Genomic DNA, 25,459 nt, shown 5'->3' with positions numbered 1-25,459 from the left:
AGGGGTGAGCGCAAGTCCCTGAGGCGTTGCGCTCGCCGATAGCACCTACTCCGCCTTTTCGACGTCCGCGGCTTGGGCGCCCTCGGCCGCAAGTGCCTTGGCGCGGCGCCGCTCGATCATCATCACTGACCAGATGGAAACTTCGTACAGCAGGTAAAGTGGCAAAGACAAACCGAGCTGCGAGATCGGGTCGGGTGGCGTGATGAACGCCGCAAACACCAGAATGGCGACAATAGCGTACTTTCGCCCCCCTTTAGCGTCTTTGACGAGATAAGGTCGATCTGCGCAAGAAGTGTAAGGATCACCGGCAGTTGGAAGCAAATTCCGAACGCCAGGATCAGCGTCATGGCGAAGCCAAGGTATTCGCTGGCCTTCATCAGCAGCCGGATTTCCTCGGTCTGCGTGCTGAGAAAGAAGTGCAGCGCCATGGGCAGCACCGCAAAATACACCAGTGCGGTACCGAGCACGAACAGCACCGGCGTAGCGATGAGATAGGGAACGAAGGCACCACGCTCCTTCTTGTAGAGGCCAGGTGCGACGAAGCCGTAAATTTCCGTGGCGAGGTACGGAAAGCCGAGCAAGAGTGCCGCGAAGAACGCCACGTTCAACTGGGTAAAGAACCACTCTGGCGGCGAAGTGAAGATCACTTCCACGGGCTGCGGAAAGACCGCAGCGCGATAGGGTTCAAGCAGCGCCTCGTAGATCGGCTTGGCAAAGAAGAACATAACGATCAACAGCCCGAAGATCACCACCAGCGAGCGGATCAGGCGCTTGCGCAGTTCGATCAGGTGGTCGAGCAGCGGCGCTTCGCTCCCGGCGAGCTCATCCTCTTCGACCTTAGGGGCATCTTTGGGCGCTTCGAGCTTGGTCTGTTCGGCCATGGTCACGGCTTCTTGGCGGCAGCGGCCGGTTTCTTGGCGGCGGCCGGCCTTTTGGCGGCGGGCTTGGCCGCCTTAGTCGACTTCGGTGCCGCGGCTTTCGAAGCCGGCTTGGCGGCCGCGGTCTCGACCTTGGCGGGGGACCTGGCAGCCTTGCGAGCGACAGGAGCAGCAGGCGCCGCCTTGGCGGGAGCGATGGCCTCGACCGGGGCGGGCGAATCGATCGGCTTTTTTGCCTTGGCAGCGGCCTTCCTCGCCGGCGCGATATCGGCGGTGGCGACCTTGCTCTCGGTCGGCGCCTTGATCTTTGTCGGGCGGGCGGCTTTCACCGGCGTCTTGGGAGCCTCAGCGGGCTGCGCAATCGGGGTCATTACGGGCGCCGCCACAGCGGGCGTCGCGATACCGGCCGCCGCTTTGATCTCGTCGACGACACTCTCGACTTTGGGGTCTGCCGGCTTGATGGCGCCTGAGGGCTTTACCTCGCCGGAGGCAGTCGTGGTGTTGAATTCCTTGCGGATCGCGTCGGCCGTCGCCTTCAGCGGCTGGGTCACCGACTGGCGCAGGTTGGTGATCTCGTTGAGGCCGGTGGTCTTGTTCAGCTCACGCTGAAAGTCCGCGCCCATGCGGCGAATGGTGCCGGCGAACTGGCCGACACGCCGCATCAGGGCCGGCAGCTCCTTGGGGCCAATGACGATCAGCGCCACGACCCCGATCACCAGCATTTCGGTCCAGCCGACGCCGAGCATAGTTTTGGCTCCTGGGAGCGGCCGTCAGACGATCAGGCGTCCTTGGCCTTTTCGGTCTCGCGGGCCGGCTCGACCGTGGTCGAAGCGTCGATCTGCGCTGCAGGCTTCTGCTCTTCGTCGCGCATGCCCTTCTGGAAGGACTTGATGCCGGAGGCAACTTCGCCCATCAGCCCGGCAATCTTGCCGCGTCCAAACAGCAGGATCACGACGATCGCTACGACGATGATGCCCCAAATCCCTGGCGCGTGCATGGATGGTCTCCGAAAGAATGCTCTAGCCTTACACTAGCGCAGAGAAATAGGTTCAATCCTTGGCGAACACAAGGACGTGTTCCGGGTTCAGCGTAAGGAATACGTCCGATCCGACAACAAGGTTACGATCGGCGCGACGCCGGATCTGGATCGGACGGTCGAGGCCGGCGACGCTGACCTCGCATAGATCGATACCGATGGCGTCGCGCTTGGCCAGCACGCGGCCAGGAATTCCGGGGCCCTCGGTCGCTACATCCAGCGAGCCGATCGGCCGGATCGCCACCGTCACGGCGGTGCCGTCGGGATGACTGGGAGCCGGAACCGGCCCCAGCGGCGTCTCCACCCTGCCCGACCGGACCCGCGCCTCGATCTCGCTCAGCGGCGAAAAGAAGCGGGCGGCATTGAGGTCGATGGGTCGATTGTAGATTTCCGAGGCGCTGTCGATCTGCGCCAGCCGGCCGTGCCGCAGCAGCGCGATGCGATCGCCGAGCAGCATCGCCTCCTCGGGATCGTGGGTGACGATGATGGTGGTTGCGTGCGTCTCGCGCAGCACGGCGAGCGTTTCGTTGCGAACGGTCTCGCGCAGCCTCGCATCGAGGCTCGAGAACGGTTCGTCCAGCATCAGGATGCCCGGGCGGGGCGCGATGGAGCGCGCCAGCGCCAGCCGCTGCTGCTGTCCACCGGAAAGCCGGTGCGGATAATCGGCCTCGCGGTCGTCGAGACCAACGCGCTTCAGCGCCTGCCGTGCCTGGTTGAGGGCGGCGGCACGGCCGAGCTTGCGCAGCCCGAAGGTCACGTTCTCGAGCAGCGTCAGGTGTGGAAACAGCGCGAAGTCCTGGAACATCAACCCGATGCCGCGCCGGTCGGGCTTCAAGTGGATGCCGGGGCCGGAGACCACCTGGTCGTTGATCTTTACCGTACCGCTATCGATGCGCTGAATGCCGGCGGCGACGCGCAGAATGGTGGATTTGCCCGAACCGCTCTCCCCCAGGAGGCAAACGATCTCGCCCGGCACCAGCGCCAGCGAGAAGTTCCTGAGCACCGGCCGCCCGCCGAGCGTCACGTCGACAGCGTCGAACCGCAGCGCCGCGGCGAACGATACGCCGGCGGTGCCGCGCGGCCCCCAATCCCTGAATTCTTCGCTGTCGGTCATTGGATCGGATCGCTCTCGCCCTGGTCGTCCGGCTCCAGCGGATCTTCGTCGTCGCGCAACGGACCATCGAACGGCAGCGGCACCTGGAAGGCCGGCGGCAACCGGCTCGACAACAACCCCGAGCCCTTCAGCTCTTCGAGGCCCGGCAGGTCGGCCAAGCTTTCGAGCCCGAAATGGTCGAGAAAGGCTTCGGTGGTGCCATAGGTCACCGGCCGGCCCGGGGTGCGTCGACGGCCACGCATGCGCACCCAACCGGTCTGCATCAGCACGTCGAACGTGCCACCGCCGCTGCCGACGCCGCGGACCTCCTCCACCTCGGCGCGGGTGGCAGGCTGGTGATAAGCGATGATGGCGAGGGTCTCGAGCGCGGCGCGGGAGAGCTGGCGGCTCTCGGTCTCCTCGCGGCGCAGCAGGAACGACAGGTCCTCCGCCGTGCGGAACGCCCATTTGTCACCGCGACGCACCAGTTCGACACCGTGCCCGACAAAGCGCTGCGCCAGTTGCTCGAGCAGCATCAGCACATCGGCGCCCTCGCCGAGATAGGGAGCAATGTCGGCCGGCGACAGCGGCTCGGCCGAGGCGAACAGAATCGCTTCGAGCACCCGGAGGTTCCGCTCGGCGATCTCGCCATGCTCGTCGAACTCGTCGTCGGGCGCTACGTCGGTCATTCGGCCTTCTTCTCGTCGGCAGGCGGTTTGCGGTCCTGGCGCCGGCGCATGAACAGCGGTCCGAAGGTCAGGGTCTGGCGCAGTTCTATTTGGCCCTGCCGGGCCAGTTCAAGGCTCGAGGCGAAACTCGAGGCAGTGGCGGTCTTGCGCTGCTCGGGATTGCTGAGATAGCGGTCCAGATAGGCATCGAGCGGCACCCAGTCCATGCTTTCGCCGATCAGCCGCGTCAATATCTCGCGTGCCTCCTGCAGCGACCAGACGTTGCGCTCGAACAGGTGGTAGTCTCGCGGCACCGTGCGCTCGCGGCCGGTCGCGTAGGCCTTGAGCAGATCGTAGAGCGAGGCCTCCCAGAGGTTGCGCCGTTCCACCACCACCGGTTCGGGCTGGCCGCGCGCATGCACCTGGCGGCCAAGGCGCGGGCGATTGATGAGCTGCATCGCCGCCTTGCGCATGGCTTCGAGCCGCTTCAGGCGGAACTGCAGCAGCGCGGCCATCATCTCGCCGGAGGGCTCGTCGTCGCTTGGTGCCTGCGGCACCATCAGGCGGCTCTTGAGGTAGGCGAGCCAGGCGGCCATCACCAGGTAGTCGGCGGCGATCTCGATGCGCTTCTCCCGCACCGTTTCGATGAAGCCCAGATACTGTTCGGCGAGCGCGAGGATCGAGATGTTGGCGAGATCGACCTTCTGCCGGCGCGCCAGGTCGAGCAACAGGTCGAGCGGCCCCTCGTAGCCGGCGACGTCGACATACATCACTTCGTCGTCACGCGGCGCATCGGGCGCCGCGAACCAGTCGGTGGGAGTGTCACTCATATGGTCGCCTGCCCGCTCAGCTCGCGCGAGCTTGGTCCCTAACCGAGACTGCGGTCAAGGAACAGAGGGGGCGGATCAACCGCCGATCGGCACGCAGTCGACGCCGTTGGCCTTGAGGCTCGCACAGGTCTGCGTCGCTTCCTGGAAGGAATCGACCGGCAGCACGACGCGATACCAGGTGCCCTTGGCGCCCAGATTGACCTGCCGCACCGCAAGGCTGCGGCCCGCCAGCAACCCGGAGAGCCGGTTCTGGGTACTGCGCAGCGAGGCTGCCGCATCGCCTTCGGTCGGCTGCGAACTCAGCTGTACGTAGGGCCCGGTGCTGCTGGTTGCTGCCGGAGCCTGCGCTGCCGGAGCCGGCTCGACGGGCTGCGTTGCGGCAACCCGCTGGTTCGAGCCGCCGCCCAGGGTGGAGCGATCGGCCGGCCGCGCCACCGGGATGGGTGCAACGATGCTGGGATCGATAGTGGGCGCCGGGCCCGTGGGGGCCAGTGCCGAGAGCTGAGTATTGTCGGTGGTCGCGGCGCCATCGGTGCCGACCGCCGCGGCGGCCGTATCAGCCGAACCGCTCGGCACTGCCGCCAGCAGTTCGGAAGGCTGAACATCGGCGCCCGGCAGGTCCGGCACGGCCGGACGATCGACCGGCAATTCCTCGTTGCCCGCTACGGCCTCATCGCCTGACACGATCGTGCCATCGGGCCGAACGGTGACGGTGCGGACCTTGCGGTTGGCAAGCTCGCTCTCGCTGGCCGCGTCGTCGCCCTCGCCTACCGTGCGCGCCACATCGGCGACACTGGTTTCGGCGGTATCGTCGCGCGACACCAGTTGCTCGTCGGCTGCTGCGGCGGCGGACTTGCCGTCGAGTTCGTTGAACACCACCGAACCCTGCTGGTTGGCGGTATTGGTGGTGGGCGGCGGCGTCTGCTTGACCGGGGTCGCGTCGGCCTGCAGCACCGGCGCTTCGGCGTCATTGCCGCGGCCCATGCCGAGCACCCAGTAGAGGCCGAAACCGGCGGCGAGCAGCAGGGTACCCGCAACCGCCATGCCGATATACTGACGCATTCCGCCGGAGCGGCGCTCGGGCTTGGCCTTGGGGCGCTTATAGGGACTGCGCTCGGCCGCCACGCCGCCATCCATCCGTCCGACTTCGGCGCCACCGGCAGCGGCTGCCGCGAGGATGGCGGCCTCGGCCGACGGCACCTGCGGTTCGGTATCCTTCAGCGTCGCGCGGCGCGGCGCAAAGCCGGTGTTCAGCGGTGGCACGATCGGCGCCTGCTGAGACTGCGGCGGCGGCTGAGTCTGCGACGGCACCGCGGGAGCCGGCGCGACAGGCTTCTCGCTGGTCAATTCGACCCGCACGGCCTCGCCGATCAGGCTCTCGATCTCGTCCATCGGGTCGCGCTCGGCCTGCGGCTGCGGCTGGGGCCGCGGCGCCTGCACCTTGCTGGTGGGACCGAACACCGGAGCAACACCGAAACGATCTTCCGGGCGGGAGGCCGGCGGGGCGGTCGGCGTCGAGGTCTGTGGACGGAACTGCGACGGGCCGGAGGCCGGCCGCGGCGCCGGCATGCTGGCGGGCAGCGGGAAGCTGCGGGGAGCCGGCTGAGCCGGTGCGGGGCGCTGCTCGGCCTTTGCCGCTTCGGCGGTCTCGGCCTCCGCGGAATCGAGCTCCATGGCGATCAGGTCGGCGATCGGATCATCGGATGCCGACGCGGGCGCTGGGGCCGGAGCAGGTGCCGGGCTCGGCGTGGCGACAACCGCCCTGCCCGGTGGCCGCGTATCGGCCGTCGGGATCGGGGCGGGCGGCTCGGAGGCGAAACCGAAGTCGAAATCGAAGCTGTCGTCAGTCGGAGCCGCCTTGGCGGCCGCGACCATGGGCGAAGCGCCGGCCTGGACAGCCGGAGCCGACGTTGCCGGACGCGGCGCCGAAAAGCTCGGCTCGACGCGCGGCGCCGGGGCCTTCAGCTCAGGCTCGGCACGGGGTTCACTCTCGACCGGCTGCGTGTCGACGACCGGTTCGAACTCGGCCTCGAGTTCCGCCATCGGGTCGGCGTGCACGGCCGGCGCGGCAATCCTCGGTTCCACCGCCGCCGGGCGCACCGGGCTCGGGGCCGGCATCGGAGCGATAACCGGACGCGCGACAGGTGCGGCGACCTCCGGTGCAGCAGGACGCGACGGCACCGGGCGCGGTATTTCTCGATCCTGCCAATTGGACATAGGCTCGGGCTTGAAACTGGTCGCAGCAGGCGGCAGCGTGCCGAAATCGAACGAGGCGCCCGGCCGGCTTTCGGTGGGCGCAGCTGCCGGAGACGGCGAGGCGACTGCCGGAGCCGGCGAGGGCGCGGCGGGCGTGGGAGCGATCAGCGGACGCGCGGGTGCGGCGGCCACCGGTTGATCCATGCCCGGAATGCGAAGGACGCCAGGCGAAATCGGGGCCGGCCGATCGGATGGTGAAGGCGCCACCACCGGACTGACCGCCGGCGTCGAGGCGACCGGGGCGTCCATGCCGGGAATCCGAACCATGGCGGGGCGCGGGGCTTCCGGCGCAGGCTCGTCCGAAAGTGTCACCAGCTTGGGCGCCGGGTTGGCCTCGGGCTCGGCGCCCTGGGCGTTACTGGCCATCAGTTTGGCAAGCTCGGCGATCAGGTCGTCGGATTTATCCTGGCCATCAGGCATCTGCTGCGGTCTCGCTGTCATTGAAAGCAGCGCCCCTAAACTCGTGGACCCGGTGCCCGGCTAAGACCCCCCGCCGAGCAAGCCGGCCACTCTACCAACCAATGCGCCCGAATTATGAAAGCTCCTCGGGGCAGAGACGCCTAGCAGAGTCAGACCGTTGACGAGCACCTGACGCACGGCGCCGACAAGGGCGAGTCGGGCCGTAGTCAGCTTTGAATCATCGGCGTTAACAAAGCGTAAGGCAACGTCCTGATTGCCCTTGGCCCAGAAGCCGTGGAATGCCGCTGCCAGTTCATAGAGGTAAAACGCCACCCGGTGCGGTTCATGCGCACTTGCCGCCGAAGCAACGATACGCGGCCACTGCGCCAGAGCCCTGATCAACTCCAGATCAGCGTCCGAAGAGAGCAGCGATGTATCTGCCGTGGCGAGCGCCTCGGCCGACACATCGAGCGCGGGCATTTCCTCGGCAACCTTTCGGAACACCGAGTAGGTGCGGGCGTGCGCGTATTGCACGTAGAATACCGGGTTGTCGCGGGTCTGCTCCTTGACCACGGCGAAGTCGAAATCCATCGCCGCATCGTTCCGCCGATAGAGCAGCATGAAGCGGGTGGCGTCCGAACCCACCTCGTCGACCACGTCCGACAGCAAAACCAGGTCGCCGGAGCGCTTCGACATCTTGAACGGCTCGCCGTTCTTCATCAGTCGCACCAGCTGGCAGATCCGCACGTCGATATCGGCCTCGCCATGCGAGACAGCCTTCACCGCCGCCTTGAGCCGGGAAACATAGCCCGAGTGGTCGGCGCCCAGCACGTTGACCATGTGCTTGAAGCCGCGCAGGTACTTGTTCCGGTGATAGGCGATATCGGCGGCGAAATAGGTATAGGCGCCGCTGGATTTGACCAGCGGTCGATCGACGTCGTCACCATAGTTGGTGGCCCGGAACAGGGTCTGTTCGCGATCCTCCCAGTCCTCCGGGGTCTTGCCCTTGGGGGGCTCCAGCCGGCCCTGGTAGATCATGTCTTCGGAGCGCAACCAGTCGAGCGTGGTGTCGATGTCGCCCCCCTGCCCGTGCAGCTGGCGCTCGGAGAAGAACACGTCGTGATGGATGTTGAGCTGGGCGAGGTCGGCCCGGATCAGATCCATCATCGCCGCCAGCACCCGATCCCTGACGATCGCCAGCGCCTCGGGCTCGGACTTCTGCAAGAGCGTATCGCCGAACTCGGCTTTCAGCGCCTCGCCGACCGGGATCAGGTAATCGCCGGGATAGAAGCCCGAAGGGATCTCGATGGTCTCGCCCAGCGCCTCGCGGTAGCGCAGCATGGTCGACCTGGCGAGCGTATCGATCTGGCTGCCGGCGTCGTTGATGTAGTACTCGCGCGTCACATCATAGCCGACATAGGCCATGAGCGAGGCCAAGGCATCGCCGAACACGGCGCCGCGGGTATGGCCGACATGCATCGGGCCGGTGGGGTTGGCCGAGACGTATTCGATGTTCACCCGCTCGCCGCCGCCGACATTCGACTTGCCGAAATCGGCGCCTTGCGCCGCAATCGACTTCAGCACCGCGTGCCATACCGGCGTGGCGAGGCGGAAGTTGATGAAGCCCGGCCCCGCCACCTCGACCGAGGTTATGTCCTGGTCCGCCTTGAAATGCTCGGCAAGCGCCGTAGCCACTTCGCGCGGGTTCTTGCCCAGAGGCTTGGCCACCACCATGGCGGCGTTGGTGGAGAGATCTCCATGCGCGGCATCTCGTGGCGGCTCCACCACGATGCGCGACAGGGCTTCCTCGGTGATCGAGGGATAGAGCCCCGTTAGGGCGTCGGCGACACGGGTGGCAAGCAACGCGAAGACGTTCATGTTGATCTCATAGGTGCCATGATTGGCTGGGGGTCGGCTTACCCACCAGATCGTCCCACCAAGGCAGGACAGTCTGATTGCGGTGGCTCGGCAACATCCGAAACGGAGGTTCCCGCTTGCGCGGGAATGACCCGGGTCACGCGGCGGGTTGAGTGCCCCTACCGCAACTGGCCCGCACCGTCAAACAGGCGGGCATGCTGCTCGAGCGCATAGGGATCGGTCATACCGGCGATGAAGTCGGCGACGAGCCGAGCGCACGCGGTGCGGTCGGGGGCGTGGCGCGCCGCCTCGCCCCAGCGACCGGGCATGGCACCAGTGACGAGATAGTGGTCGAACAGCATGCCGACGATGGTCTGGCTGCGACGCACCGGCTCCATCACCTCCTCGCTGCGATAGACCCGCTCGAACAGGAAGCGCTTCAGCCCCTGCTCGGCCGCCGCAACCGGCGGCGAGAAGCGGATCAGGGTGCGGCCGGCATGGCGTACCTCGTCGGCCGATGTCGGCGCCACTTCGGCAATGGCGCGCAAACTCTCAGCGATGACGTCCTCGATCTGCGCGGTGATCAGGCGGCGCTGCACCTCATGCGCCTGGCGGCTGCGGTCGATGTCGGGCCAGCGTTCCAGCACCTCGCGCACCAGTGGCCCGACCAACGGTACGTCCTCCAATTCGGGCAGCCGGATCAGCCCGGCTCGCAGTGCATCGTCGATATCGTGGGAGTTGTAGGCGATGTCGTCGGCGATGGCGGCAGCCTGGGCTTCCAGGCTGGCATGGCTCCAGCCCATCAGGTCGGCGCTGGCGGGGATATCGTCGAGCCCCGGCGGCAGCGGCTTGTCCGGGCGCAGCGGCCGGCCCTGCCGGTCGGCCAGCGGACCGTTGTGCTTCAGGATGCCCTCGAGCGCTTCCCAACTGAGGTTCAGGCCATCATGCTCGGCGTAGCGGTTCTCGAGCCGGGTCACCACGCGGATCGCCTGCATGTTGTGATCGAATCCACCCCACTCGGCCATCTTGTCGTGCAGCACCCGCTCGCCGGCATGACCAAACGGCGTGTGGCCGAGATCGTGCGCCAGCGCTACCGCCTCGGCCAGGTCTTCGTCCAATGCCAGCGCCCGGGCGATCGAGCGGGCCATCTGGCTGACTTCCAGCGTATGGGTGAGCCGGGTGCGATAGTGCTGGCCTTCGTGGTGCAGGAACACCTGCGTCTTGTGCTGCAGCCGCCGGAACGCAGCCGAGTGCACGATACGGTCCCGATCCCGCTGGAATTCCGAGCGCGTGGGGCTGGCGCCAGGCGCAAACAGGCGGCCACGACTCAGCGACGGATCGGAAGCATAGGCGGCGCGTTCACCCATTATGCGGCCAAGACCCTTTTCATCGTCGCCTGACGATATTAGATTTAGTTTCCAGCGCTGCCCGGCATGCGGGCGGCCGAAAGGTACGTGATGACTGAAGCTGCTCTAGCACCGAACAATGTCATTTTGACAGACCGCGCCGCGAGGAAGATCGGCCGCATCCTCGCCAAACAGGGCGAAGGTACGGTGCTGCGCATCGTGGTGGCGGGGGGCGGCTGCTCGGGTTTTCAGTACGAGTACAAGCTGGTCAAGGAAACCCCTGCCAACGACGACCTGGTACTGGCTAAGGACAATGCCACGGTGCTGATCGATTCCCTCAGCCTCGAGTTCATGGGCGGCGCCGAAATCGACTACGTCGATGACCTGATCGGCCAGAGCTTCCAGATCAAGAACCCGAACGCAGTAGCCGGTTGCGGCTGCGGCACCAGCTTCGCGGTGGCCTGAGCCTGTCGTTCGCGCCGCTGCCCCGTCTTGCCTCGCCAGGATCGCAGCGCTAGCGTCCGGCCCCCAATTGGAAGGCCGAGCATGACCTTGTCCGAACGGCTCGATACGGCTGCGATACGTGCGATCGATGAAGGCCGTATCGCCGGCTCGGTCGTCATCGTCTGCCGGCACGGTGAACTCGTCCACCAAGCCGCGCACGGCCTTGCTGACCGCGAAAGCCGGCGTCCGATGAGCGTCGACGCGATCTTTCGTCTTTCGTCCCTCACCAAGCCGATCGTCGCCGCAACCATCCTTGCATTGATCGAGGACGGAAAGCTCGGTCTCGACGCGGCGGTCACCGACTACCTGCCGGACTTTCGTCCGCGCCTCGCCGACGGCACCCAGCCAACCATCACCATCCGGCAACTGTTGACGCACACCTCCGGCCTCTCCAACGCGTCGATACTTACCCCGGACGAAGAGGCCGCGGGCGCAAATCGCTGGCGACTTGGCGACGACGTCATCATCGCCCGCCTCGGCGCGCTGCCCCTGCTGTTTGCTCCCGGTGCCAACTGGACATACGGGCCGTCCATCGACGTGCTCGGATATATCGCCGCGCGGTTGGTGGAAGGACGGCTGGATGACGCGATCCGGCAATATGTGACCGGCCCACTGGGCATGGCCGACACCGGCTTCACCGTCTACGACCCGTCGCGGCTGGCCACTCCCTACGCCGACGGTGCCAATGGCCCGGAGCGCATGGGACCGGCGCACACCATTCCGAACCCCTGGGGCACGACCACAACCTACGATCCCGATCGCATCTTCGATGCCGCGGCGTTTCAATCGGGCGGCCGCGGGGCGGCCGGCAGCGGCCCCGACTTCATGCAACTGCTGGAGGCGCTGCGGACCGGTGGATCGATCCTCTCCCCCCAAACGGCGAGACTGGCTCTCGCCAACCAGACGCCTCAGTTGGCTCAGGCCGTCTCGCCCGGCTGGAAATTCTGCCTGTTCGGCGCCTGGCTCGATGATCCCGCAGCCGCCGGCGTGCCGGCACCGCGCGCTATGGTGCGCTGGGGCGGAATTTACGGGCACAACTGGTTTATCGATCCCGCCGCAGGCCTCAGCGTCGTTTCCATGAGCAATACCGGGCTCGAGGGATCGGACGGACGGTTCCGGGACGACATTCTGCATGCCGTCTACCGCGACGCGTCTGATCCACTGGTCGGTTAAGCCTTTCGGCGGCTTGCACATCTCCCGGCCGAACCGTTAGCGTCCTTCCTAATCTCGGGGAGGATCCATGAGCTTGCAGTCTAAAGTCGACGCGGCGATCGATGCTGCGCTGGTGAACCGCATCGTCGGTTGCGTCGTCCTGGTCAACCAGGCCGGCAAGGAAGTCTACGCTCGAACGGCCGGGCTGGCCGATCGCGAAGCCAACCGCAAGCTTGAGCGCAATGCCATCTGGCGGCTGGCCTCGGTGACCAAGCCGATCGTCGCCACCGCGGCGCTGAAGATGATGGAAGCGGGCCTGCTGGAGCTCGACGATCCGGTCAGCAAGTATCTGCCCTATTTCACGCCGGCGAGCCCGGATGGTGTGTTGCGGCCGATCACGCTGCGGCAGCTGTTTGCCCATACGTCCGGACTCACCTACGAGACGACCCCCGACGATGTCGCGCCGGGCATGTCCGGGCCCTACATTTCGCTCGAGGAAAACCTGCGCCGGCTGGCCAGGGCGCCGCTGGCCTTCGCGCCGGGCACCGCCTGGGGCTATGGCACAAGCATCGATGTGCTGGGCGGGGTCATCGCGACCATCAACGGTTCGACGCTCGAAGCCGCGGTGGTCAAGTATGCCGCCGGCCCGCTGGGCATGGTCGATTGGCGCTTCACCCCGACCGATGCCACCCGCGTCACCGCCAACTACGCCAACGGCAATCCGCCGGAAGCGCCCGTCGTCCCGCCGGTCCGCATCACCGAGGACAACTCGCAAGGCACCGGCTGGCAGGTCGACCGCATCTTCCGGGCCGATGCCCCGCAGTCGGGTGGCGGCGGCTCGTGCGGCACGGCAGACGACGTCATGAAGATGCTCGAAGTCTACAATGGCGGCACGCACCTCAAGCCCGCAACTGTCGACGAGGCTTTCCGCAACCAGATCGGCGCGCTGCCGCGCCGCGACACCGATGCCGGCAAGCGCTTCACTCTGCTCGGCGCCGTCATCGACGATCCCAAGGCGGCGCGGAGCCCCTGCCCGGTCGGCACGCTCGATTGGGGCGGCGCCTGGGGCCACAACTGGATCATCGATCGCAGCAACAAGCTGACGATCCTGGTCTGCACCAACGTCGCGCCGGAGGGCTGCAACGGCCCGTTCCGTGAAGACATCCGCGACGCGGTTTACGCTGGGCTTGCCAACCAGTAGGTTTGCTCGCACCAAAGGAGTCCCCGCATGCGCATCGCCACCTGGAATATCAACGGTGTCAAAGCTCGGCAGGGACTTCTTCTCAAATGGCTTGAAGACGTGTCGCCCGACATTGTCTGCTTGCAGGAAATCAAATCGGTCGACGAAGCCTTCCCGCGCCTGGAGATCGAGGCGCTCGGCTACAATGTCGAGACGCACGGCCAGAAAAGCTGGAACGGCGTCGCGATCCTGTCGAAGCACCGCTTCGACGAGGTGACGCGGGGACTGCCTGGCGACGACGCCGACGAACAGTCGCGGCTGATCGAAGGCGTGTTCTCGGTCGAAGGCGGAGTCGTCAGGGTCTGCTGCATCTACCTGCCCAACGGCAATCCGGTCGGCACCGACAAGTTCACCTACAAGCTGAGCTGGATGGACCGGCTGCACAGCTTCGTCGAAGGGCGGCTGGCGCTGGAAGAGCCGTTCATCCTGCTGGGCGACTACAACATCATTCCGGCGGCCATCGATGCCAAGAACCCCAAGCAGTGGGTGGGCGATGCGCTGTTCCGTCCGGAGAGTGCCGAGAAGTGGCGCGCGCTGGTCAACCTGGGACTGACGGACGCGATCCGAGCGGTGACCGACGAGCCATCCTACACGTTCTGGGACTTCAAGACGTTCGGCTGGGATCGCGATGACGGCATCCGTATCGATCACCTGCTGCTGTCGCCGCAGGCGGCGGACCGGCTCAACGACGTGATCGTGCACCGCGAAGTGCGGGGCATGGACAAGCCCAGCGATCACGTTCCGGTCGAAGGCGACTTCGCCTTCTGACGATCGAAAGCGTCATGCCCTCCCCCATGGGAGGCACCGGGCCCGCAGCTTAGGGGTTCGCGGAACTACCGCAAGTTGCCCACCGAGTTCTTGGCGGTGTCGTGCTTGGTCTTGAGCACATTGGTGACGCTGGCCTGCGCGACCTTGACCGTGCCGTCATCCTTGTTGCGATCGAGCAACTGGCTGATCGATGCCGTGGCGACGCGGGCCTGAGCGGACAGGTCATCGACGAACCCGCGCACATCCTTGGGCAGCGTGATGACGACGATAAGGGCAAGAATGATCGGCAAACGCATGATGGCACACCAACGAGCTAACTGCCCGATGGTTGCCACGCGGCGGCTGAACTGCGGCTGAACGGAGGCGTCAGTTTGGGGCGGGTCAGAGCCCGCCGAACCGGGTGCCGAGCGAGTCGGCCAGCTCGACTGCCTTCTTGCGCTGGTCCGGCGTGGCGATCGACATGGCGTTGGTGAGCAGGTCGTGGATCCAGCCGTCATCGGCGGTGCCGGCCGCCCGGCGCGACGCCACGGTGAGCCACATCAGGCCTTCGATCGGATCGGCCTCGATGCCCTCGCCGTTGAACAGCATGCTGCCGAGCTTGGCCTGCGCGCCGGCATGGCCCTTGCGCGCCGCCAGATTGAGCCAGCGGGCGCTCTGCAGCGGATTGTCGCCGAGTTCGGCGTCGTCGAGATAGAGTTCGCCGACCTTGTACTGCGCGTCGGCGTCGCCGAAATAGGACGCCGCGTGCATGATCAGCTTGTTGGAATAGGCTTCGTTCTTGGGAATACCGGCTTCGGGCAGGCCCTGCCGGTAATACTCACCAACCTTGAGGAAGGATTGGGCGACGATATCGGCCTCCACTCCCTTGGGAGCCGCATCGGCATGTTCGTCGGCAATCTGGCTAAAATAGCCGAAAGCCTTGACCGGATCCTTGTCGACGCCCTCGCCGCTTTCATACATCAGGCCGAGCTGAAACAGAGCCATCGGCTGGCCGGCCAACGCCGCATCCTCGAGCGCAGCGACGAGGTCGGCGTTCGAGATGCCGCCGCCGGCGCCGTCGAGCTGATTGGCCATGGCGAGCGCGGCATCGGCCGCCGTCTCCGGCGCAGCCGGCATCGAGGGCAGCACGCCGCTCACCTGAGCGGCGGCCGGGGTGGCCACGCCCGCAATCGCGAGCGCAGCCCAAAACACAACGGAAACAAGGGCTCCTGCCCTAAATGTCCGCATACTGCTCCTTCTCGCCCTTGGCGCCGGGGTTGGTCAGCGCGCCGTAACGCGCCGGCCCCACCAGCTGGGCATACTTCCAGATCGCGCCCGAGCCATACTCGGTCTCACGCGGGGCCCAGCTCGTCTTGCGCCGGGCAAACTCTTCCTCCGACACGTTGACCGAGATTTCGCCGGTCGTGGCGTCGAGGGTGATGATGTCACCGTCCTGAATGTGGGCGATGGGTCCGCCTACCGCCGCTTCCGGGCCGACATGGCCGATGCAGAAGCCGCGCGTGGCGCCGGAGAAGCGGCCGTCGGTGATGAGCGCAACCTTGTCGCCCATGCCCTGGCCGTAGAGCGCCGCCGTCGTCGACAGCATTTCGCGCATGCCCGGGCCGCCCTTGGGGCCTTCGTAGCGGATGACGAGCACATCGCCTTCCTTGTACTCGCGCTTCTCGACGCACTCGAAGCACTTCTCTTCGGTGTCGAACACGCGGGCCGGACCGACGAAACGCAGGTTCTTCAAACCCGCCACCTTCACGATGGCGCCGTCGGGCGCGAGGTTGCCGCGCAGCGACACCACGCCACCGGTAGGCGAGATCGGGTTGGAGGTGGTGCGGATCACGTCCTGCTGGTCGTTCCACTTCACCTTGGCGAGGTTCTCGGCGACGGTCTTGCCGGTGACGGTCATGCAGTCGCCGTGCAGGTACCCACCCTCGAGCAGCGCCTTCATCACCAGCGGGATGCCGCCGGCCTCGAACAGGTCCTTGGCGACGTATTTGCCGCCCGGCTTGAGGTCGCCGATATAGGGCGTCTTCTTGAAGATCTCGCCGACGTCGAACAGGTCGAAATCGATGCCTGCCTCGTGCGCCATTGCCGGTAGGTGGAGCGCCGCATTGGTCGAACCACCGGTGGCGGCAACGGTCATAGCGGCGTTTTCGAACGCCTTGCGGGTGACGATGTCGCGCGGACGGAGCTGCACCTTGAGCAGTTCCATCACCTGCTCGCCGGCGGCGGCGCAGAGCGCGTCACGAATTTCGTAGGGAGCCGGAGCGCCGCAACTATACGGCAATGCAAGCCCGATAGCTTCGGCCACCATGGCCATGGTGTTGGCCGTATACTGGCCGCCGCAGGAACCGGCCGACGGACAGGCGACGCGCTCGAGCTCGTCGAGGGTCTCGTCGTCCATCTTGCCGACCGAATGGAGGCCGACGGCTTCGAACAGGTCCTGCACCACGACGTCGCGGCCGCGGAAACGGCCGGGCAGGATCGAGCCGCCATAGATGAAGATCGACGGCACATTGAGCCGGATCATCGCCATCATCATGCCGGGCAGCGACTTGTCGCAGCCGGCCATGGCGACGAGCGCGTCATAGGAGTGACCGCGCATGGTCAATTCGACCGAGTCGGCGATGACGTCGCGCGAGGCCAGCGACGATTTCATGCCGGCATGGCCCATGGCGATGCCATCGGTCACGGTGATGGTGGTGAATTCACGCGGCGTGCCGTGATTGGCGGCAACGCCCTTCTTGACGGCCTGCGCCTGGCGGCCGAGCGAAATATTGCAGGGCGCCGCTTCGTTCCAGGCCGTCGCCACGCCGACGAGCGGCTGGTGAATCTGCTCGCTGGTCAAGCCCATGGCATAGAGGTACGAGCGATGCGGAGCGCGCTCCGGACCCTCTGTCACATGCCTGCTGGGAAGACGCGATTTGTCGACGTAGTTCGATGCCATTTCTTCGTCCTGCTTGTCCGGCCGGTGTTCTCCGGCGCCCCTCAGAAGGCGCCGTTTATGGGGTTCGGCCTGACAAGGCACAAGGGCGGGGAGCGTGTGAATGGTTCGGTGGGAAAGCAAATGGCTTCCACATTCGTCGCAGCCCGTCCGAGTTTTGTCCTCTGCTTCTTTTAGGGTCACATTGTGGCGGCGATCCTCAGCAAAACGTTGACCGCCAAGTGGCGAAAACGGGATTCAAACTTGCTGTTGCAAAAACGTCACGAACGATTCATCCGCCGTTCAGGAAGCTGACCGGCCCACGGGAACCTCAGTTGCTCGAAGCAGTATCGCGTCGCGGCCGGTGATCGTGCGGCCCCATCGACCGGCAGGAAAGACAAACGCAAAACCCGAGTCTCCTCAGGTCGCTACATCCACTTCTTCCTGCGCATGAAGAGGTAGATGGCGACGCCCAGGACGGAGAGAAAGCCGGTCACCACCCAGAAGGCATAGGGGCTGTCGTGGAAGGGGATGCCATCGACGTTCATGCCGAGGATGCCACTGATCACGGTCAACGGCATCAGCACCACCGTCGCGGCGGCCAGCAGCAGCATGGTCTGGTTCATCTGCTCGGCGCGGGTATCGAGCAGTTGCTCGTGCACCAGCACGGCGCGCTCGGACAACGTCTGCATCTCGTCGCCGAGGCGGGCGGTACGCGCGGCCGCCTCGCGCAGGCGGACCCGGTCGCGAGCAGTGAAGAAGCTGAGGTCTTCGATCTCGAGCGTGGTCAGCACGTCACGCTGGGGCCAGATCAGCCGGCGCATGTTGATCAGCGTGCGCCGCAGATGTGCCAGCCGCGAGCGGCTGTCGCCCCCCCGATTCAGCATCAGGGTCTCCTCGATGGTATCGAGGTTGTCACCCATCCGCTCGATCAGCGGTTCGATGCGGTCGGCGGCGCGCAGCGCCAGCCGCGCCACGAGGTCCGCCGGGGAGACCGGGGCATGGTGCGTCTGCTGCCACTGGGTGATGCCGAGGAACTCGACGATGTTGAGCTCCGACGCGATGATCACCCGCCCCTTCTCGATCCATAGCGTCAGCAATTGCCGGCCGACATCCTCGGGGTCGGCTCCGGGGCGGGCGACGCGCAGCACCACCAGGGCCCGGTCGTCGAGCACCGTGCAGCGGCTCCGGGTCGACGGCACGGTGATGAGGTCGGCGTTGAAATCGCCGAGCTCGCGCTTCAGCCAGACCTTGAACTCCGGCGCCCGCGAGTTGCCCGAGATCAGCGCAAAGCCTCTGGCCGGGGTGACGAACGTCGCCTCCTCGGTCTCTTCGAGTTTGCGTACGCCGCCGCGGCCGTCGAACTGGACGATGGTCATCCAGTCCTTGATCGGCTGGCGCTGATTGCTGGCCGGCATTGCTTCGCCCATCGGGGCTCCCTCGGGGCATTTCCCCGTTTCGGTGAAATGCCCCAGGTTTGATCTGGTCGCGCTTTCGAAACGGAAAAGTCTGCACCTTTCCTGAAAACGCTCTAGCTCAGGCGTGACAGTGCCTCGACGAGGCGGGCACGGCGATCCTCCGCCTCGGCGCGGCGGCTGCGCTGTTCTTCGATCACCTCTTCGGCGGCCTTGGCCAGGAACTGCTCGTTGCCAAGCTTCTTGTCGATCTTGTCGATCTCGACCGTCTCCTTGGCGATATCCTTCTTCAGTCTACCGCGTTCAGCATCCAGATCGATGACACCGGCAAGCGGCAGCACGAAAGTGGCCTCGCCGAGGATCAGCTGGGCGGAGTCGCGCGGCACGTCGGAGGTGTAGTCGACGCTTTCGAGGCGGGCCAGCCGAGTCAGCGCCGAGAGGTTGGCCTCGACGCGGGTCCCGGTGATCTCCCCTGCCCCGACGACCAGCAGCTTCACCTTCGCCCCGGCGGGAACGTTCATTTCCTGACGAACCGAGCGGATGCCGGAGATCAGCGACACCAGCCAGTCGAGTTCGGCCTGCGCCTCGGGATCCTCGAGGCCGGCGAGTTCGGGCCACTCCGAGATGATCAGCAGCTTCTCGCGCGCCGGGCCGGTCTTGCCGGTCTCGGCCCACAGCTCCTCGGTGACGAAGGGCATGAACGGGTGCAGCAGCTTCAGTATCTGGTCGAGCGCAAACGCGGCGGTCGCCTGGGTCTCGGCCTTGGCCGCCTCGTCCTCGCCGGTAAACACCGGTTTGGCGAGCTCGATGTACCAGTCGCAGAAGGTGCCCCAGACGAAGTCGTAGGCGGCGTTGGCGGCTTCGTTGAAGCGGTAGTCCTCGAGCGCCGCGGTGACGTTGGCCACGGCGCGGGCGGTCGAACCGACAATCCAGCGATTGATCGCCAGGGTGTTCTTCCTGGCATCGAATGCCTCGACCCGGGCGCAGCCGTTCATCTCGAGGAATCGCGCGGCGTTCCAGAGCTTGGTGACGAAGTTGCGGTAACCCTCGACGCGCGCGATGGCGAGTCGCATGTCGCGGCCCTGCGCCGCCATGGCGGCGAGGGTGAAGCGGGTCGCGTCGGCGCCGTACTCGTCGACGAGGTTCAGGGGATCGATGACGTTCCCCTTGGTCTTCGACATCTTCTGGCCCTTCTCGTCGCGGACCAGCGCGTGCATGTAGACGGTGTGGAACGGCTCGGTGCCGGTGAATTCCAGCCCCATCATCATCATGCGGGCGACCCAGAAGAAGATGATGTCGAAGCCGGTGACCAGCACATCGGTGGGGTAGTATTTCTGGAGTTCAGGCGTCTTGTTGGGCCAGCCCATGGTCGAGAACGGCCACAGCGCCGACGAGAACCACGTATCGAGCACGTCCTCGTCGCGATGCAGCGGCACCTTGCTGTCACTGAGCTCAGCGAACGGATCGCGGTGCTTGCGCATGTTCCAGGTCTCGGCGTTCAGCCGATCGCGCTGGGTGGTGTCGAAGCTGCTGACGGCCTTGGCAAAATCCGGCGCGTTGACGCCGCCCGCATAGACCTCGATCTTGCGGTTGCCGTAATAGGCCTGGGCCTGCCTGACCGCTTCGGCCTCGCTCTCGGCGACGAAGCACTTGAGGCCGGCATCGCGGTTGTTGAAATCCGGGTCGGTACTCAGCCGGGGGCCGTACCAGGCGGGGATCTGATGGCCCCACCAGAGCTGGCGCGAAATACACCAGGGTTTGATGTTCTCCATCCAGGCGTAATAGGTGTTCTCGTACGCCTTGGGGACGAACCTGGTCCGCCCCTCCCTGACCGAAGCGAGCGCCGGCTCGGCCAGGATGTCGGCCTTGACGAACCACTGGTCGGTGAGGAACGGCTCGATGACGATCAGCTTCGACTTTTCGTCATAGGGCACCATGATCTTCTTGTCGTCGACCCAGACGAGTACGCCCGAGGCCTCGAGCTCGGCGATGATCTTGGCGCGGGCATCGAAGCGATCGAGGCCGCGATACTCCGCCGGCACCGTGTTGTTCAACTTGGCCGTTGTGGTGAAGATGTTGATCGGCTTCAGCCCATGGCGCTGGCCGACTTCGAAATCGTTGAAATCGTGCGCCGGCGTGATCTTCACGGCTCCCGAGCCAAGCTCGGGGTCGGCATACTCGTCACCGATGATCGGGATGCGGCGGCCGACGATGGGCAGGATGACGTGCTTGCCGATAAGGTGCTTGTACCGCTCGTCCTCGGGGTGCACAGCGACCGCGACGTCGCCGAGCATGGTTTCGGGGCGCGTAGTGGCGACGGTGATGGTTTCCTCGCTGCCCTCGATCGGGTAGCGCAGGTGCCACATCTTGCCGTTGGTTTCGATGTTCTCGACCTCGAGGTCGGAGATCGCAGTCTCGAGGCCGGGGTGCCAGTTCACCAGCCGCTTGGCGCGGTAGATCAGCCCCTTCTCGTAGAGCGTGACGAACACCCTGCGGACCGCCTCGCTGAGGCCCTCGTCCATGGTGAAACGCTCGCGCGACCAGTCGGCCGAGGCGCCGAGGCGGCGGAGCTGGTTGAGGATGGTGCCGCCGGATTCGGCTTTCCATTCCCAGACACGCTCGAGGAATTTCTCGCGACCCATCTCGCGCCGGCCCGGCTGCTGGCGCTCGGCCAACTGGCGCTCGACGATCATCTGGGTGGCGATGCCGGCATGGTCGGTGCCCGGCTGCCACAGCACGTCCTTGCCGCGCATGCGCTCGAAGCGGATCAGGATGTCCTGGATGGTGTTGTTGAGGGCGTGCCCGATATGCAGGGAGCCGGTGACGTTGGGCGGCGGGATGACGATCGAGAAGGTCTCGGCGCCCGGCTTGGCCCCGGCCCCGGCCTTGAACGTGCCGGCCTTGTCCCACTGCTCGTAGATGCGGGTCTCGACGGCGGCGGGGTCGTAAGTCTTCTCAAGCATCGGTGGTTTCCAACGGCAAACGGGCCCGCGCGCACCAAAGCGCCGGCGGGCCCCAGAACTCAGTGGCTAGGTCTAAAGCAAAGGCGTGAGGGATAAGTCAACACCGACGCATGTGGTGACGCGTGGGTATACTTCGCAAGGGCGGCAGTGACTCCCGCCTTAACGCGCGACGGGTCATTCCCGCGAAAGCGAGAAACTCCGTTTGCGGTGCATGCTGCTAGAAAGCAGAGGTTCCCGCTTTCGCGGGAACTACCCCCGTGCGTGGGGACTCGTTCGGTCCTACCTGCCGCCGCGCGAGACGCGGGCGATTTCCTTCTCGACCATGCGCTCGACGACCGATGGCAGGTTCTCGTCGAGCCACTCCTTCAGCATGGGACGCAGCATGTCGCGCATCATCTCTTCGATGGTGACGCCACTGGTGACGGTCGACAGGCCCGAGAGACGGGCAAAGGTGCTCTTGACCGCCGACTGAGTGGTGGGTTCGAGCAACTCTTCGGCCAGATCGGCCGAGAGCGACGGATCGGGCATTGGCGCGGCCGCCGCCACCGAGGCGGCAGGACGCGGCGCCGGGCGCTCGTAAGCGGGAGCCGCGGCGCGCGGCGGCGGGGCGAATACCGGCGCCGGAGTTGGGGCTGCCGGTGCCGGCTCCTCTTCGGGTTCGAACGAAATATCGTCGGGATCGATCAGCGACGCATCGAGCTGAGGCGCCGGGGCGCTGCCCCCAAGCAACTCGGAAAAGCTGAGACCCGGCTTGGCGCCGTCCTCGGCGGCGGTGTCGCGCAGGATCTGCTCGGAGGACAGTGCCAGCGGTTCGGGTTCTGGCTCGACCGCACGCGGCGCAGGCTGCGGCACAAAGCTGCGCGCCGGTGCTGGCGCAGGGGCCACCGGCTTTTTGGGTGCCGCTCCGGCATCGTCGTCGGCAATGATCTGCCGGATCGACGACAGGATCTCGTCCATCGAGGGCTCTTTGGGCGCCGGCTTGTTCATAACTGCCTCACATTACCCGCCAGACACGCGGCCGTACTTTGGGCGGATTCGGCGACACGACCGAATCGACTGCGTTCAATTTAGTGCAAGCCATGGCGCTTTGTGAATCGGCGGCACACCAGCCGTAGCGTCTTCCCCCAGGGATTTCCGGGGGAAGAGCCTCGTGTCGCGCTTGACCGGCCGCCTCAGGCGAGCGCCGCACGGTTGCGGAAGATGGTCACCACGAAGATCGCCATGCCGATGGTCGTGGCAATCGAGGCGATCTGCGCCAGCCACTCGCCCTGCCCCGATGTCGCCATGGCGACGCCGATGCCGATGGTCAGTGCGCCAAGCAGCGCCACCCAGAAATGCACCAGTGCGAGACGGGTCTGGGCGGCGGCGGGCACCAGCTTGTAGTAGACGCCGTAGATCACCATGGTGACGAAACCGATGAGATTGTTGTGCGCATGCCCCGGCGCCAACGCGTGATCCTGCGTGACGGCCATCTCGATGCCCCACGCCATACCCGCAAGCGCCAGCACCGCGCCGACGGCGATGAACCAGAACGGCAGTGATTTCATATTTTCCCCCAGGAAGGTGGGCGCCCCTCGCGCCCGCATCAAAAAAGAGGCCGCGACGCGGTAATTCGCATCGCGGCCCGATTCCGAGGGTATGCCTGCGGCGCCTCGCGGTCCATGGGGATCGATGGGCGGCGTGGGATGTCAGTCGTCGCTGAGCGCGCGGAGTTCGGCCCAGACGTCCTCGACATTGGCAATGTAGCCGTCCGCCGAGTGCACGGCGACCCGGAGACCGAGCACTTCGGGCGACAGCTTGCCCGAAGCCGAGAGCAGCGAGAAAGCGGCGATCATCTTGGTCGAACGAGCGGCGATCAGGTTTTCACGCGAGCTGGTGAGGTCTGCCTGGGCGTTCAGCACGTCGAGCGTGGTCTTCTGGCCGACATCGCGCTCCTGGATCGTGCCTTCGACGACCAGCTGATTGGAGGTAACCGCCGACTGGGCCGAGTCGATCTGCGAGCTGGCGTTCTGCAGCGTCGACCAGGCGGAGATCACCGCCTCCTTGATCTGGTCGCGGGCCGACAGGGCATCGACCTCGCTCTTGATCTGCTGAATGTTGGCCTTGCGCAGGCTGGCACTCAGCGCGCCGCCCGAATAGATCGGGATGGAGAGCGACAGCTTGGCCGAACCACCCAGCGAACTGCTGGTGTCGCCGAGTTTACTGGAATAGCTGGTGGTTGCGTCGATGGCGCCGATCAGGCTGAGCGTCGGCCCGAACGAGGCGCTGGCGGCGTCGGAGCCGGCCTGCGCCGCGCGGATGGCGGCCCGGGCCGACAGCAGCGCCGGATGCCGATCCTGCGCCGAGGCAATGGCGCTGTCGATCGAGGTGGGCAGCGCCTTGCCGAAGTTGAAATCGGATGTCAGGTTCTTGGGCTTGTGCCCGACCCAGCGCTCGTAGCTCGCCTGGCTGGTCTGCAGCGAGGCGATCGCCGAGCGATAGAGCGCTACTGCCGCAGCCTGGCGCGCCTTGGCCTGCGACACGTCGATCTTGGTGCCTTCACCGAGGCGCAGGCGATCTTCAGCCGAGTTCACCTGCGCGTCGAAGAAGGCCATGTTGTCCGAACGCAGCTGGACCAACTGGGTGTCGCGGATGACGGCGTAATAGGCCTGCACCACCGACAGCAGCACGTTCTGCTCGGCGTTGCGCAGCGCATATTTGGCGACTTCGGTGCCGGCGCGGGCCTGTTCGATATCTGCGTCAGTCTTGTAGTTGTCGAACAGCGTCTGGCTGTAGTTGATGCCCGTCGAGAAACTGCCGGCGGTGTTGAAGTCGCCGCCCTGTGGCGCTTCCCACGAACCGCCGATGCTGCTGGACAACCCCAGCGAGGGCAGCTTGCCGGATTTCGCCAGCGCGATGTTCTCGGCCGTCGCCTTCACGTTCAGCAGCGCCGACATGATATCGGGATTGTTCTGATACGCGCTCTCCAGCGCCGCCCTCAGACTCTCCGCATGTGCCGTTGCCGGCAGCACGCTCAGTACAACGGCAAGGGCGCCCGCCCGCATTGCCCCCAGGAAACGCATAGTCAAAACCTCCGACAGCCTTCCGACGTTACGTCGGGCACATGGGACGCACAACCTCGCAACTCAAGTCTTGCGGGGTTTTAACCTTGGAAATGTTCGGCCCCGTGATGAGCCCGCAACACTGCCGAACCACGGGTCAGTAAGAAAACGCCCCCGCTCAGAAAACAAATGCCTCGATCCGCGGCGCCTCGGCCAAGGGCGGCAACGAGGTATTGAACTCGCTGCGACCGGCCACTTCGCCAGCGGATTTGACGAAGACATGGGCGACTGCCGGGCCACCGCCGGCGATCAGGGCCACCAGACGGCCGCCCTCACGCAGCAGGTGGAACAGCGGTGTCGGCTCCGCCGTCACCGCCCCTTCCAATATGATCACGTCGAAATGCTCATGCGGCAGCCCTGCCCCATCGAAGCTGCCGACGACGACCTCGGCGTTGGCGACACCGCCCGCCTGGAGATTGGCGCGGGCCTGGTCGGCGAGCGCTGCATCCATCTCCAGCCCGGTTACCGTGGCCGCCAGCTGCGCCAGCACGGCGGTCGAATAGCCTGTGCCGGCACCCACATCGAGCACGCGATCGGTGGCGGCGATCTCCGCCAGTTGCAGGAGCCTTGCAAAGGGCGCCGGCGCGCCGAGGTAGCGACCGCCGCCCAGCGCATGCACCACGTCGGCATAAGCCAACGCCTCACGATCGGCCGGCAGGAACGCCTCGCGCCGGACGGTGCCCATCGCGGCAAGGATGCGATGGTCGGTCACCCCGCTGGTGCGCAGCTGGTTGTCGACCATCCTGAGGCGGGCGGTTGCGAAATCGGCCATATCGGCTCCCTTGGCTGGAGGCGTCAGGCAGGTGCATAGCGCCGGCAGATGAATGCTTCAAGGAGGCGAGCCGATGAGTCGCGGAATCTCCCGCGGGAGAGGCCCGTGCCTCGTCGCCGATGAAAATTCGACGACAACGATACCGAAACGCGACTGCTCTCCGGCCTCTGAAACATAAGCATTTACGCGCATCTAGGCCGCAATGACTGTATTTCTTCGACAAATACTGTTGCCGACGAGCAACTGAGGCGGCAATTTCTGCATTGC

The 25,459-nt window shown here is 65.7% G+C and carries 21 protein-coding genes and 1 pseudogene; 4 read left to right on the top strand and 18 right to left on the bottom strand.

From position 1 onward, the window contains the following. Positions 1 to 45: 45 nt before the first annotated feature. The 9 genes and pseudogenes from tatC to APS40_RS20470 form a co-directional block, all read right to left on the bottom strand. Positions 46 to 749: pseudogene (gene tatC, locus APS40_RS20510) on the bottom strand (twin-arginine translocase subunit TatC). Positions 750 to 883: 134 nt separating this feature from the next. After that, positions 884 to 1,624, bottom strand: coding sequence for a Sec-independent protein translocase protein TatB (gene tatB / locus APS40_RS20505; protein WP_055048812.1), 741 nt, complete (start codon positions 1,622 to 1,624; stop codon positions 884 to 886). A gap of 32 nt (positions 1,625 to 1,656) precedes the next feature. Continuing rightward, entirely contained in the window at positions 1,657 to 1,875 is a 219-nt protein-coding gene (tatA, locus tag APS40_RS20500) for a twin-arginine translocase TatA/TatE family subunit (protein ID WP_055048811.1), read from the bottom strand. A gap of 52 nt (positions 1,876 to 1,927) precedes the next feature. Continuing rightward, positions 1,928 to 3,028: an ABC transporter ATP-binding protein gene (locus APS40_RS20495; RefSeq protein ID WP_055048810.1), complete on the bottom strand. Its 1,101-nt coding sequence runs from the start codon at positions 3,026 to 3,028 to the stop codon at positions 1,928 to 1,930. Next, positions 3,025 to 3,696 carry an SMC-Scp complex subunit ScpB gene (scpB, locus tag APS40_RS20490; protein ID WP_055048809.1) on the bottom strand — a complete coding sequence of 224 codons (672 nt, stop codon included), beginning with the start codon at positions 3,694 to 3,696 and terminating at the stop codon, positions 3,025 to 3,027. The genes APS40_RS20495 and scpB overlap by 4 nt, the downstream gene beginning before the upstream one ends. Then, positions 3,693 to 4,505, bottom strand: coding sequence for a segregation and condensation protein A (locus tag APS40_RS20485; protein ID WP_055048808.1), 813 nt, complete (start codon positions 4,503 to 4,505; stop codon positions 3,693 to 3,695). Before APS40_RS20485 ends, scpB begins: the two co-directional genes overlap by 4 nt. A 75-nt stretch (positions 4,506 to 4,580) precedes the next feature. Continuing rightward, a complete protein-coding gene (locus APS40_RS20480) occupies positions 4,581 to 7,202 on the bottom strand; it encodes an SPOR domain-containing protein (protein WP_156343018.1) in 2,622 nt (873 codons plus the stop codon). Positions 7,203 to 7,241: 39 nt separating this feature from the next. After that, a complete protein-coding gene (gene argS, locus APS40_RS20475; protein WP_082434569.1) occupies positions 7,242 to 9,038 on the bottom strand; it encodes an arginine--tRNA ligase in 1,797 nt (598 codons plus the stop codon). A 158-nt stretch (positions 9,039 to 9,196) separates the two neighbouring features. Further along, positions 9,197 to 10,423 carry a deoxyguanosinetriphosphate triphosphohydrolase gene (locus tag APS40_RS20470; protein WP_082434568.1) on the bottom strand — a complete coding sequence of 409 codons (1,227 nt, stop codon included), beginning with the start codon at positions 10,421 to 10,423 and terminating at the stop codon, positions 9,197 to 9,199. 51 nt (positions 10,424 to 10,474) lie between these two features. Here APS40_RS20470 and APS40_RS20465 point away from each other — a divergent pair, with 51 nt between their 5' ends. From APS40_RS20465 to xth, 4 genes are all read left to right on the top strand, one after another. Beyond that, positions 10,475 to 10,828 carry a HesB/IscA family protein gene (locus APS40_RS20465; protein ID WP_055048805.1) on the top strand — a complete coding sequence of 118 codons (354 nt, stop codon included), beginning with the start codon at positions 10,475 to 10,477 and terminating at the stop codon, positions 10,826 to 10,828. Between the two features lie 81 nt (positions 10,829 to 10,909). Further along, positions 10,910 to 12,040, top strand: coding sequence for a serine hydrolase domain-containing protein (locus tag APS40_RS20460; RefSeq protein ID WP_055048804.1), 1,131 nt, complete (start codon positions 10,910 to 10,912; stop codon positions 12,038 to 12,040). A 67-nt stretch (positions 12,041 to 12,107) separates the two neighbouring features. Beyond that, positions 12,108 to 13,220, top strand: a complete 1,113-nt coding sequence (locus tag APS40_RS20455) for a serine hydrolase domain-containing protein (RefSeq protein ID WP_055048803.1) — start codon at positions 12,108 to 12,110, stop codon at positions 13,218 to 13,220. Between the two features lie 27 nt (positions 13,221 to 13,247). Beyond that, on the top strand, positions 13,248 to 14,027 hold the full coding sequence (xth, locus tag APS40_RS20450; RefSeq protein WP_055048802.1) for an exodeoxyribonuclease III: 780 nt from the start codon (positions 13,248 to 13,250) through the stop codon (positions 14,025 to 14,027). 65 nt (positions 14,028 to 14,092) lie between these two features. On the opposite strand, the gene APS40_RS20445 is transcribed toward xth, so the two are convergent. The 9 genes from APS40_RS20445 to APS40_RS20405 form a co-directional block, all read right to left on the bottom strand. After that, positions 14,093 to 14,323, bottom strand: coding sequence for a hypothetical protein (locus APS40_RS20445; protein ID WP_055048801.1), 231 nt, complete (start codon positions 14,321 to 14,323; stop codon positions 14,093 to 14,095). Positions 14,324 to 14,408: 85 nt separating this feature from the next. Then, complete coding sequence (locus APS40_RS20440; RefSeq protein WP_197279375.1) at positions 14,409 to 15,188, bottom strand: tetratricopeptide repeat protein; 780 nt, start codon at positions 15,186 to 15,188, stop codon at positions 14,409 to 14,411. Between the two features lie 52 nt (positions 15,189 to 15,240). Next, a complete protein-coding gene (gene ilvD / locus APS40_RS20435) occupies positions 15,241 to 16,965 on the bottom strand; it encodes a dihydroxy-acid dehydratase (RefSeq protein WP_055048799.1) in 1,725 nt (574 codons plus the stop codon). 404 nt (positions 16,966 to 17,369) lie between these two features. Then, complete coding sequence (locus tag APS40_RS20430; protein WP_055048798.1) at positions 17,370 to 18,371, bottom strand: CorA family divalent cation transporter; 1,002 nt, start codon at positions 18,369 to 18,371, stop codon at positions 17,370 to 17,372. 101 nt (positions 18,372 to 18,472) lie between these two features. Continuing rightward, complete coding sequence (locus APS40_RS20425) at positions 18,473 to 21,319, bottom strand: valine--tRNA ligase (protein ID WP_055048797.1); 2,847 nt, start codon at positions 21,317 to 21,319, stop codon at positions 18,473 to 18,475. A gap of 279 nt (positions 21,320 to 21,598) precedes the next feature. Next, positions 21,599 to 22,306 (bottom strand): PopZ family protein, encoded by a 708-nt coding sequence (locus APS40_RS25490; protein WP_055048796.1) that lies wholly within the window; start codon positions 22,304 to 22,306, stop codon positions 21,599 to 21,601. 185 nt (positions 22,307 to 22,491) lie between these two features. Beyond that, positions 22,492 to 22,866, bottom strand: a complete 375-nt coding sequence (locus APS40_RS20415) for a hypothetical protein (protein ID WP_055048795.1) — start codon at positions 22,864 to 22,866, stop codon at positions 22,492 to 22,494. Positions 22,867 to 23,007: 141 nt separating this feature from the next. After that, positions 23,008 to 24,381, bottom strand: a complete 1,374-nt coding sequence (locus tag APS40_RS20410; RefSeq protein WP_082434566.1) for a TolC family outer membrane protein — start codon at positions 24,379 to 24,381, stop codon at positions 23,008 to 23,010. A gap of 157 nt (positions 24,382 to 24,538) precedes the next feature. Beyond that, positions 24,539 to 25,192, bottom strand: a complete 654-nt coding sequence (locus APS40_RS20405; RefSeq protein ID WP_055048793.1) for a protein-L-isoaspartate O-methyltransferase family protein — start codon at positions 25,190 to 25,192, stop codon at positions 24,539 to 24,541. Between the last annotated feature and the right edge of the window lie 267 nt (positions 25,193 to 25,459).

The organism is Devosia sp. A16 (genome assembly GCF_001402915.1).
Classification (GTDB): Bacteria; Pseudomonadota; Alphaproteobacteria; order Rhizobiales; family Devosiaceae; genus Devosia_A.
This window is presented reverse-complemented; position numbering and strand designations above follow the sequence as displayed.

Excerpts from the sequence above, each read along its gene's own strand:
- APS40_RS20410 (WP_082434566.1), bottom strand. The coding sequence starts at position 24,381 with ATGCGTTTCCTGGGGGCAATGCGGGCGGGCGCCCTTGCCGTTGTACTG.
- APS40_RS20445 (WP_055048801.1), bottom strand. The coding sequence starts at position 14,323 with ATGCGTTTGCCGATCATTCTTGCCCTTATCGTCGTCATCACGCTGCCC.
- tatB (WP_055048812.1), bottom strand. The coding sequence starts at position 1,624 with ATGCTCGGCGTCGGCTGGACCGAAATGCTGGTGATCGGGGTCGTGGCG.
- APS40_RS20430 (WP_055048798.1), bottom strand. The coding sequence starts at position 18,371 with ATGGGCGAAGCAATGCCGGCCAGCAATCAGCGCCAGCCGATCAAGGAC.
- argS (WP_082434569.1), bottom strand. The coding sequence starts at position 9,038 with ATGAACGTCTTCGCGTTGCTTGCCACCCGTGTCGCCGACGCCCTAACG.
- APS40_RS20425 (WP_055048797.1), bottom strand. The coding sequence starts at position 21,319 with ATGCTTGAGAAGACTTACGACCCCGCCGCCGTCGAGACCCGCATCTAC.
- APS40_RS20415 (WP_055048795.1), bottom strand. The coding sequence starts at position 22,866 with ATGAAATCACTGCCGTTCTGGTTCATCGCCGTCGGCGCGGTGCTGGCG.
- APS40_RS20405 (WP_055048793.1), bottom strand. The coding sequence starts at position 25,192 with ATGGCCGATTTCGCAACCGCCCGCCTCAGGATGGTCGACAACCAGCTG.
- tatA (WP_055048811.1), bottom strand. The coding sequence starts at position 1,875 with ATGCACGCGCCAGGGATTTGGGGCATCATCGTCGTAGCGATCGTCGTG.
- APS40_RS20495 (WP_055048810.1), bottom strand. The coding sequence starts at position 3,028 with ATGACCGACAGCGAAGAATTCAGGGATTGGGGGCCGCGCGGCACCGCC.
- APS40_RS20465 (WP_055048805.1), top strand. The coding sequence starts at position 10,475 with ATGACTGAAGCTGCTCTAGCACCGAACAATGTCATTTTGACAGACCGC.
- APS40_RS20460 (WP_055048804.1), top strand. The coding sequence starts at position 10,910 with ATGACCTTGTCCGAACGGCTCGATACGGCTGCGATACGTGCGATCGAT.
- APS40_RS20480 (WP_156343018.1), bottom strand. The coding sequence starts at position 7,202 with ATGACAGCGAGACCGCAGCAGATGCCTGATGGCCAGGATAAATCCGAC.
- APS40_RS25490 (WP_055048796.1), bottom strand. The coding sequence starts at position 22,306 with ATGAACAAGCCGGCGCCCAAAGAGCCCTCGATGGACGAGATCCTGTCG.
- scpB (WP_055048809.1), bottom strand. The coding sequence starts at position 3,696 with ATGACCGACGTAGCGCCCGACGACGAGTTCGACGAGCATGGCGAGATC.
- APS40_RS20485 (WP_055048808.1), bottom strand. The coding sequence starts at position 4,505 with ATGAGTGACACTCCCACCGACTGGTTCGCGGCGCCCGATGCGCCGCGT.
- ilvD (WP_055048799.1), bottom strand. The coding sequence starts at position 16,965 with ATGGCATCGAACTACGTCGACAAATCGCGTCTTCCCAGCAGGCATGTG.
- xth (WP_055048802.1), top strand. The coding sequence starts at position 13,248 with ATGCGCATCGCCACCTGGAATATCAACGGTGTCAAAGCTCGGCAGGGA.
- APS40_RS20455 (WP_055048803.1), top strand. The coding sequence starts at position 12,108 with ATGAGCTTGCAGTCTAAAGTCGACGCGGCGATCGATGCTGCGCTGGTG.